This window comes from Corallococcus llansteffanensis, assembly GCF_003612055.1.
Lineage (GTDB): Bacteria > Myxococcota > Myxococcia > Myxococcales > Myxococcaceae > Corallococcus > Corallococcus llansteffanensis.
The window spans coordinates 1-8,912 of record NZ_RAWB01000414.1 but is presented as its reverse complement, the minus strand read 5'-3'; the positions used below and the strand labels follow the sequence as shown (position 1 = coordinate 8,912).

General features: G+C 72.0%; 7 protein-coding genes and 1 pseudogene. 3 read left to right on the top strand and 5 right to left on the bottom strand.

Annotation, left to right across the window (positions count from 1 at the left end; translation table 11 throughout):
* The coding region (locus D7V93_RS30225) for an FHA domain-containing protein (RefSeq protein WP_147451411.1) at positions 1-719 on the top strand (719 nt) is incomplete at its 5' end.
* A 77-nt stretch (positions 720-796) separates the two neighbouring features.
* On the opposite strand, the gene D7V93_RS30220 is transcribed toward D7V93_RS30225, so the two are convergent.
* On the bottom strand, positions 797-2,485 hold the full coding sequence (locus D7V93_RS30220; protein ID WP_244237603.1) for a serine/threonine-protein kinase: 1,689 nt from the start codon (positions 2,483-2,485) through the stop codon (positions 797-799).
* A gap of 111 nt (positions 2,486-2,596) precedes the next feature.
* On the opposite strand from D7V93_RS30220, the gene D7V93_RS30215 reads away from it, so the two are divergent.
* Positions 2,597-3,364: a double zinc ribbon and FHA domain-containing protein gene (locus D7V93_RS30215; RefSeq protein ID WP_120646684.1), complete on the top strand. Its 768-nt coding sequence runs from the start codon at positions 2,597-2,599 to the stop codon at positions 3,362-3,364.
* Positions 3,365-3,456: 92 nt separating this feature from the next.
* On the opposite strand, the gene D7V93_RS30210 is transcribed toward D7V93_RS30215, so the two are convergent.
* On the bottom strand, positions 3,457-3,819 hold the full coding sequence (locus D7V93_RS30210; protein WP_120610462.1) for a TraR/DksA family transcriptional regulator: 363 nt from the start codon (positions 3,817-3,819) through the stop codon (positions 3,457-3,459).
* 126 nt (positions 3,820-3,945) lie between these two features.
* On the opposite strand from D7V93_RS30210, the gene D7V93_RS30205 reads away from it, so the two are divergent.
* Positions 3,946-4,827, top strand: a complete 882-nt coding sequence (locus D7V93_RS30205; protein WP_120646683.1) for a DNA integrity scanning protein DisA nucleotide-binding domain protein — start codon at positions 3,946-3,948, stop codon at positions 4,825-4,827.
* A 14-nt stretch (positions 4,828-4,841) separates the two neighbouring features.
* Here D7V93_RS30205 and D7V93_RS30200 read toward each other — a convergent pair whose 3' ends face one another.
* From D7V93_RS30200 to D7V93_RS30190, 3 genes and pseudogenes are all read right to left on the bottom strand, one after another.
* The gene (locus D7V93_RS30200; RefSeq protein WP_120646682.1) at positions 4,842-5,411 is read right to left on the bottom strand and encodes a PspA/IM30 family protein; all 570 of its coding nucleotides are present in this window, start codon (positions 5,409-5,411) and stop codon (positions 4,842-4,844) included.
* A 19-nt stretch (positions 5,412-5,430) separates the two neighbouring features.
* A complete protein-coding gene (locus D7V93_RS30195) occupies positions 5,431-7,707 on the bottom strand; it encodes a vWA domain-containing protein (RefSeq protein WP_120646681.1) in 2,277 nt (758 codons plus the stop codon).
* 35 nt (positions 7,708-7,742) lie between these two features.
* Positions 7,743-8,912: pseudogene (locus D7V93_RS30190) on the bottom strand (AAA family ATPase); the annotation flags it as partial.

Genomic DNA, 8,912 nt, shown 5'->3' with positions numbered 1-8,912 from the left:
CCACGAGCCCGGCGGTCACGGGCCCGGTGTCCACGGGCGCGACCCCGGTGGCGGCGCGTCCCGCCCCGGTGGCGTCGCGCTTCGGGCTGGCGGTCATCGCCGGGACGACGCGCGGCCAGCGCTACAAGCTGCCGGTGACGGGCTGCGTGGTGGGCCGCCAGCGCGGCGCCATCCTCTTCCCCGACGACGTCTTCGTGTCGCCGCTGCACGCCACCTTCCTGGTGAAGGACGGCGCCCTCTTCGTGCGGGACGAGACGAGCGCCTCGGGCGTCTACGTCACCTTCTCCGGCACGGAGCCGCTGGCGCCGCGCGCCCTCTTCAGCGCCGGCCAGCGGTTGTTCCGCTTCACCGGCCGCGTCGAGGCGCCGCCCCCCGTCGCGGGCCGCCCCAACCTGTACGGTTCGCCGGTGCCCCTGGGCCAGGCGCTGTACGGCGTGGAGGAGGTGCACATGGGCGGCAGGGCCGGCCGGGCGGTGGTGACAGCGGCGGCGCTGCTGACCATCGGGCAGGCCCACTGCGACCTGGCGTACCCGCATGACGAGGGGCTCGCCGGCCGGCACTGCGAGTTGAGCCCCACCCCGACGGGCGCGATGCTGAGGGACCTGTCCGGCGGCCTGGGCACCTTCGTGCGCATCCCTCCGGCCACGGAGCGGCCCCTGCGTCCGGGCGACCGGGTCCGCCTGGGCCAGCATGTGGTGCAGGTGGAAACGCTCGGCTGAAGGCAGGCCGGCGCGAGCCACCTGCCCCGGGCTCCAGCTGAACCTCACACGGACTTCACCGGAGCTTCACCGGAGCTTCAGGGCACCGTGGGGCGGGCCACCGCGCCGCCCAGGCGGATCTCGATGTACGGGCGCGCTCGCGAGTCGGGCATGTCCCGCAGGTGGCGCTCCCACCAGCCGCGCGCCTCGTCGGTCTGCTCGCGCTGCCAGTACATCTCGCCCAGCTTGAGGGCCAGCTCCGCGTCCGGGTTGAAGCTGAAGGCTTCCTTGTAGCTCGTCGCCGCGCGGCCCAGGTCGCCCGCCAGCACGTCGCGGTCGCCGGCCTGCGTCAGCTTGCGCGCCTTTTCGATGTTGCGCGCGTTGCTGGGGATCTCGCGCAGGTAGTCGGGCTCCGACTCCGCGCCCGTCGCATTGAGCTGCCGGGGCGCGTTGGACGGCGGCAGGTACTGGGTACCCTCCGTGCCACTGCCGGCGCCGATGCCGAAGTAGTAGACGAAGAAGCCCACCGCCCCCAGCACCAGCATGGTGGTGAGCGCCTTGAAGAAGAGGATGAAGCCCTCGCCGCCGCCCGACGCGGGCGAGGACTCGGAGGTGCGGCTGGCCCGCGCGCCCTCGGGCGCCAGCGTGGCCTCCTCGGACACGGGCGTGCGCGAGTCGGGCAGCGCCCGCACGGTGGCCTCCACCGTCACGTCGTTCCAGCCCGTGCTGTTGCGCGCCTCCTGGTTCTGGGCGGCCTGGGACTTGCGCGGGATGGGCGCCAGCACGCCGGAGGGCTGCGGACGGCGGGGCGCGGAGTCGTTCGCCCCGCCCCTGCGCCGCTCCTTGTCCACCGCGAGCAGCTCCATCTTGAAGGCCGCGGCGTTGGCCGGCCGATCATCCGGGTCCTTCGACAGGACGCGCAGGATGAGGCGCTCCATCCCCGGGGAGATGCGCGCGTCCGGGCGGCGGCGCGAGGGCGGCGGCGGCTCCTCGGTGAGGTGCTTGGTGGCGTAGCCCACCGCCGAGTCGGACTCGAAGGGCAGGAGGCCCGTGGTGAGCTGGTAGAGGATGACGCCCACCGCGTACAGGTCCGAGCGGTAGTCCAGCACCGCGCCGCGCGCCTGCTCCGGCGACATGTATTCGGGCGTGCCGCACACGAAGCCCGCGCGCGTGAGGGCCGGGCCCTCGTCCTGCACGTCGGTGATCTTCGCGATGCCGAAGTCCAGCACCTTCACGAAGTCCGGCTCGTTGCGGCGCTGCTCCACCATGATGTTCTCGGGCTTGAGGTCCCGGTGGATGACGCCCGCGCCGTGCGCGTCCGACAGCGCGCTGAGGATCTGCAGGGCGATGCGCACCACGCGCGCCTCGCCCAGCGGCCACTCGCGGCTGAGGATCTGATGCAGGTCCTGCCCGGCCACGTACTCCATCGCGATGAAGAGCGCGCCGTCGTCGGCCTGGCCGAAGTCCAGCACGCTGATGGAGTTGGGGTGGTTGAGGCGGCTGGCCGCCTTGGCCTCGCGCTGGAAGCGCGCGACGGTGCGCTCGTCCGACAGCAGCGTGTGCCGGAGGACCTTGAGCACCACCACCTTGTCGAGCGCGAGCTGGCGGGCGCGGTACACCTTGCCCATGCCGCCCTCGCCAATGAGGGCCTCCACCCGGTACTTGGAGGCAATCGTCTTGCCGACGTACTCGTCACCGCCCTCCACCGAGCGCAACAACGTGGCGCCGCAGGCGGGGCAGTAGCGGGAAGAGTCTTCGGCGTCGGCGCCGCAGGAAGGGCAGTACACGTCAGCGTCCAGTGGGTGGGGCCGGGACTTCACCATGCCGCTCGGGTGTGGAGCAAGCCATGCGCTCCAGCCCCCCCAACGCCACGCGGGCCTGCTAGAAGAGGGCCTCTCATGGACGCCGTGGACTATTGCCCCCGCTGTGACACCGAGAATTCCCGGGATGCCACCGTATGCCGAGCTTGCGGCTCGGCGCTGCGCTCCGGGACGATGGTGATGGCCGTGGCGCACGTGTCGTCGCGCCCGCAGGTCTCCATCCGCGTGGTGCGGGCGGACGGCGGCCCCGAGTCACTCGTGCGCATGCAGCGCGACACCCTCACCTGCGGCCAGCAGGCGGACATCGCGCTCAACGACGACCCCTTCATCATGCCCGTGCAGTGCCGCTTCTTCTTCTCCGGCGCCCGGCTCGCCGTGGAGGACGTGGGCGGCGCCAACGGCGTCTTCGTGCGCCTGCGCCAGGAGCGCGAGCTGCCCGCGGGCGGCGAGCTGCGCCTGGGCCGCCAGCGCCTGGTGCTGGAGCCCATCCCCACCGCGGCGCTCGGGCCTGGCGGCACGCAGGTGTGGGGCTCCCCGGATCCCGGCTACCGGCTGCGGCTCATCCAGCTGCTGGAGGGCGGCCTGCGCGGCGCGGCCTTCCCGCTCAAGGAGGGCGACAACCTGCTGGGTCGCGAGCAGGGCGACATCGCCTTCCCCACGGACGGCTTCGTGTCCGGGCGGCATGCGCTGCTGCAGGTGCGCGGGGACCGGCTGATGGTGCGCGACGTGGGCTCGTCCAACGGCACCTTCATCCGTCTGGCGGGGCCCACCTTCGTGGACAACGGCGACCACTTCCTCATCGGTCGCCAGCTCTTGCGCGTGGAGATCCAGGCCGTCGTCGCCTGAGCAGGCGGTACGCAGGGCTTCCAGGCGGGCGCGAAGGGAAGGCCGCACGGCGCTTCAAGCCCGTGCGGCCAGGGACACTTCACGCGTCGGCGTCAGCCGTAGGACTTCTCCTTCTTCTCCTGCTCCTCCTTGCACCGGATGCAGAGCGTCGTCACCGGACGCGCCTCCAGCCGCTTGGGGGAGATGTCCTCTTCGCACCGCTCGCAGATGCCGAACGTGCCGTCTTCCACGCGCGCGAGCGCCTTCTCGATCTTCTGCAGCAGGAACTTCTCGCGGTCCCGCAGGCGGAAGACCATGGACTGGGTGTACTCGGAGGCGGCCTGGTCGATTTCATCCGGCAGGTCGTCCGTGTCGAACGAAGACTCCTCCACCAGGGTCTTCTTCGCGCTCTCCAGCAGGCTCGTCTTGCTGTCCTCGAGCATCTTCTTGTAACGCTTGAGATCTTTCTGATTCACAGCCTGCGCTCCAGGTGGGGCGGGTAGAGGGGCCTGGCCCCTGAAAAAAAGGGCCCGAAAGCTTTATTCATGCACGTGGCAGTGTCAAGCTGACCTGCTTCAAATTGTAGGTGCACGAGGGGCGGCTTGAGCGACAACACGAAGTTCGATCGGGAATTCTTGCGCTCGGCGCTCACCCTGGCCGCCAAGAGCGACGTCGACCACTTCCTCTACATCTGTGACACGCCCATTCCTCCAGAGGACCTGCGGGGTCGGCCTGCTCGCAAGAAGCTCGTGTACGCAGTCACCATGGAAGCGCTGGCGCAGGAGCACCAGCGCAAGAAGGTCCGTGCGCTCGTCATCCCCGCCTACGACTACTCGCGCACCGAGCGGGTGAAGGTAGCGCTGGTGTCGGCGCTTTCCCAGGGAGCTTTCAAGGAAGGCGACCTGGTGTTGTGCATGACGGGAAAGGTGGGTCGGGCACCGGACACCCTGATGCAGATGCGCATCGGAGGGTCGCTGGACGACCGGCTGGCCATCGAGGGCGTGAAGCTGGGCGAGGAGTTCAACTCGCAGGTGGTGGACGCGCTCATCCAGCTGGCGCTGCAGATCGGCCAGGAGGGCTTCGAGGGCCACCCCATCGGGACCATCATCACGATTGGCGACCACACGAGCGTGCTGGAGAAGAGCCGGCAGCTCACCATCAACCCGTTCCAGGGCCTGTCGGAGGCCGAGCGCAACGTGCTCGACCCGAAGATCCGCGACGCCATCAAGAACTTCTCCGTGCTGGACGGAGCGTTCGTCATCCGCGAGGACGGCGTGGTGCTGTCCGCCGGCCGCTACCTGTCCGCGACGGACGACACGGTGAAGATTCCGCTGGGCCTGGGCGCCCGTCACGCGGCCGCCGCGGGCATCACCTCCACTACCCACTGCATCGCGCTGGTGGTGAGCCAGACGTCCGGGGCGGTGCGGCTGCTCAAGGGCGGCAGCATCGTGCTGGAGCTGCACCAGACGGCCCGGCGCTCCTGAGCGCGCCCTGCTCCCTACTTGGCGCGCTCGGGCGTCTTCGGGGGCAGGTGCTCCTCGCGGTAGATGTCCGCCAGGGCGTGCGCCTTCTCCACCTCGTCGCGCGCGGCCTCCAGCGCGAGCACCCGGTCGAAGCGCTCCACCTGCTCGCGCAGCGTGTCGGTGATGACGCCGCCCACGGCCATCCGCGCGGACGCGCTCTCGCGCTCGATGCGCAGGTCCGCCACGCGCTCGCCCAGCTCCCCCGCCGCGGAGAGCAGCAGCTCCGAGTCCCGCTCCGCGCGGCGCAGCGACTCGCGCGTGGACTCCAGCAGGCGCTCGGTCTGCACGCGGTCGCGCTCCAGCACGCCCACGCCCTTCGCGTCGCCCTTGTCATGGGCCGTCTGGCGGCGGCCGGCGATGTCGCCCAGGCGCGCCGTGTAGCGCGTCACCCCGCGGGACAGCTCTCCCTTGAGGGCCAGCAGCGTGGCGGCGGACTTGCGCACCTCGGCCGCCTGGCGCTCCAGGTCCTCGATGAGCCGGTCGAACGTGGCCAGCGGATCCACGGGCGCCGAGGGCGTCTTCTTGCGTTTGAGGAAGCCGAACATGGCGGTGCTTGCCCGGAGCCTACCCGAACGGGCGGCAGAGCAGTCGCACCCGTTCCAGCGCGTCCCCCACCGGACGACCGCCGCCCGACAGCACCGCGAGGTAGCGCGCGGGCGTCAGTCCATAGACGGACAGCAGGTGCTGCAGGAGGACCACGCTCTCCGTCGCGCGCCGGTCCGCGGGCGCCAGCGACGCGGCCTCGCCCACCGCCTCCAGGATGTCCGCCACGCGCGCGGCGACGTCCGGGCCGGGCGCTTCCGGTGACGAGGACGGCGCGGGTGAGGCCGGAAAGAGCGCGTCGAAGGAGGCCTCCACCGCGACGCCGGCCAGGGGCACGCGCCCGGCTGCCACCGCCTCCAGCGCGTCCAGGTGCGGGGCCAGCGACTCCAGCGCCGCCAGGGTGGGCGGCACGTCGCGCGGCAGCAGCGTGCGCCAGGGCGTGTCGAACTCGGTGCGCGCCCAGCGGATCTCCTCGTCGGAGAGCGGGTGGTAGAAGGCGCGGCCCCCGGCGGCGCGCTGCTCGAGCACCAGGGACTTGAGGTCGGGGTTCTCCTCGCCCAGCGAGATGAAGCTCAGCGCGATGTCCAGGGCGCCCATGGGCGCGCGGGTGCGGCGGATGAGGTCCAGGTCCACGCGGTCCTCGCCGTCGGTGATGAGCACCACCGTGGCGCGTGCGAGGTAGGGGTCGCGTCCCTGCGCGGCGCGGATGGAGTCGAAGGCGGACAGCAGCGCGAGCGAGATGTCCGTCTGCCCTTCGGCGGGCGAGTCGTGGAAGAGCTTTTCAATCTGCCGCGTCGCCTCCGCGGCGGTGTCCACACGGGCCAGCTCCGTGGGCACGTCGTTGAAGAAGCTGAAGTAGAGCGGGTCGAAGGCCTCCCCGCGCCGCGCCTTGACCCGCAGGTTGTTCAGCTCCGCGATGATGAGCGCATCGCGGAAGCGCGCCCGCGCGCCGTGCATGGAGCCGGAGGCGTCACAGACGTAGACGCGCACGGCGGTGCGCTTCACCTTGCGCGGTCGGGGCGGAGGCGCGTCGTCCAGGTAGGTGCGCACGAGCTGCCGGTGCGCGGCCAGGTCCTGGAGGATGCGTCGGGGGTCGGTGATGACGAAGTGGTGGAGTTCGTCCAGGCTGCCCGTCGTGGCGAACGACATCGTCTGCGTCGGGTAGGGCACCTGGCGCGGAACGGCTCGCGCGGCGGTGGTGTTCGACTCGACGATCTCCTCCGTCAGCGAGTCCTCCACGTCGAAGTAGCGCGCGCACCCGGCCGCCAGGTCGAACGTGGCGAGCTGCTCCGGCTTGAGCGAGAACGCCAGGTCCGCGAGCCGCTCGTCCGGCCCGTCCTCCGCCGCGCGCGCGGGCGCCTCCTCCGCATCGGATTCCCCGAGCCACCGGACCAGCGATTCCGACTCGGCCTCTTCCACCAGGCGCGTCAGCCGCGGCTCTGGGGGCAGCAGCGGCTTCAGCGCGCTCCGGGCCGCGGCCGCCAGCTCCGCGTCTCCCGCCTCCAGGGCGCGCTCGTAGAGCCCCTGCAGCGAGCGGTATGCGCCCCGCGGATCCTTCTGGACGTTCTCGCGCACGTTGCGCACCAGCGCATCCAACGAGCGCGTGGGCGGCACCTCGCGCACGCGCTCACGCGCCTCCGCCACGTCGTTGCGCAGCGCCATGCTCCGCGCGCGGTCCGCGTCCGTGCCCAGGCGCAACAGCATCTCGTGGGCCAGGTCCAGGTCGCGCCGCTTCTGCACCAGGTCGATGACGTTCTCTCGCGCGCGGCCGGCCAGCATCTCGGCGATGGCCAGCCGGGCACTGGCCGGAGGCCGCTGGCGATCCGTCTCCACCGGGCGCTCGAAGATCTCGAACGGTGCGTCGTCCTCGAACGGCTCCAGCGGGCGGCCGAAGAGGTCCGCCACCTTCACCGCGCGGGCCAGTCGCACGAAGCCCCGGTCCAGCGCGGTGGGGGCGCCCGCCGGCATCTCCCCCGAGCGATGCGCGCGCTCCACGAGGCGCAGACACTCCTCGAACTCCTCCAGGGCCTGGGCCGCCCGTGCCGCGAGCCCCTGCGCGAGCACCCCCGCCCTGCCCCGCTGGGTGCCCAGCGCGAGCAGCAACCGGGCGTCCGCGGCGGTGTGGACGCCCACGCGGTCCAGCTCGCGGTCGAGCGCCACGAGCACCGGCAGGGACAGGTCCTCCGGCCCCCGCACCTTCCGTCCGAAGGGCCAGGACCACGAGGCACCCCGTCCCATCGGGGGCTGGCGCAGCGCATCCAGGCGCTGCCGCAGCTGGGTGAGTCGCCGCGCCAGCACGCCTCAGCGCCGCCTTCCGTCCACGGAGCCCGCGCTCACGACGCGCTCCGCCGCGCCAGCACCTGCCGGCTGAAGCGCCCGAAGTCCTCGTCGATGCCGCGCAGCTGGGTGGACAGCTTGCGCGCGCTGTCTCCCAGCTCTCCCGGGAGCGTCTCCAGCATGCCCAGCGTGGCCTTGAGTCGCACGAGCTCGCCTTCCTTGAGCGCGAGCAGGGGGAAGCGGCTGCGCACCAGCCACTCGAAGGTGCGCTCCGCGTCGGCCCGTTCGACGAGGGCGTCCACGGAAGGCAGCGCGGACAACAGCTGCGTCAGCCAGCTGCGCAGGTACTTGATGCGCGACTGGAGGAAGGACAGCTCCGCCTCGGCCACCGCCGCGCGCACGGAGTCGGAGAGGAACGACGACGCCAAGGGCGGACGCGCCGCCATCAACTGACCGTCCAGGCCCACGAGCGCCGCCAGCTCTCCATCCGGCGCCTGCGCGGACAGCTCGCCCCGGTAGTAGGTGTACGCGTCGCCGTTGAGCACCGCGGTGGGCGCGGGCGGAGGACTGGCCACCTCGCGCGACAGCACGCGGGCATGCTCCCGCAGGCGCGTCTCCATCAGCTCCCGGCACTCGACGAGCACCGGCTCGGCCGTCACGCCCTCGCGCCGCAGGTTCTCCGCCACCGCCTGCACCGCGCGGCCGTACTGTTCGATGCGCTCGAAGGGGGTCGCGCCCAGCACCTCGCGCGCGTACGCCACGCTCAGCGGCTTGAGCAGCTCCTGCTTCAGTCCGGCCTGCGAGGCGTCCAGCGCTGTCAGCGCCTTCTCCAGCTGCGTGAGGCGCCGAGAGTCCGCGGAGAGCGCGTCCAGCGGATCCTTGCGTCCCCGGGAGGTGGGCGTCGCGGGGAACGCCGCCGACACCCGACGGCGCAGGGCCACCACCACCCGGCGGCGCGTCTCCCGGTCGGCGTCGCGCAGCCGCTCGTGCAGGGCGGGCACGGCCTCGGTGAGCATCGCCGCCAGCGCGCCCATCACCCCCAGCTCCTCCTCCAGGTTCTCGGCGAGCCCGACCAGCCACTCCATCTTCACGCCGTCCTCGAACGCGAGCCCCTCCGCCGCGGACGCGCTCATCTCCAGCGCCTGCTCCAGGAACCGCGCGGACGCCTCGCACAGCGCGGGGTAGCCCGGCCGCAGCTCCGGCACGGCGCGGCACAGCTCCAGGAC

Excerpts from the sequence above, each read along its gene's own strand:
- D7V93_RS30215 (WP_120646684.1), top strand. The coding sequence starts at position 2,597 with ATGGACGCCGTGGACTATTGCCCCCGCTGTGACACCGAGAATTCCCGG.
- D7V93_RS30200 (WP_120646682.1), bottom strand. The coding sequence starts at position 5,411 with ATGTTCGGCTTCCTCAAACGCAAGAAGACGCCCTCGGCGCCCGTGGAT.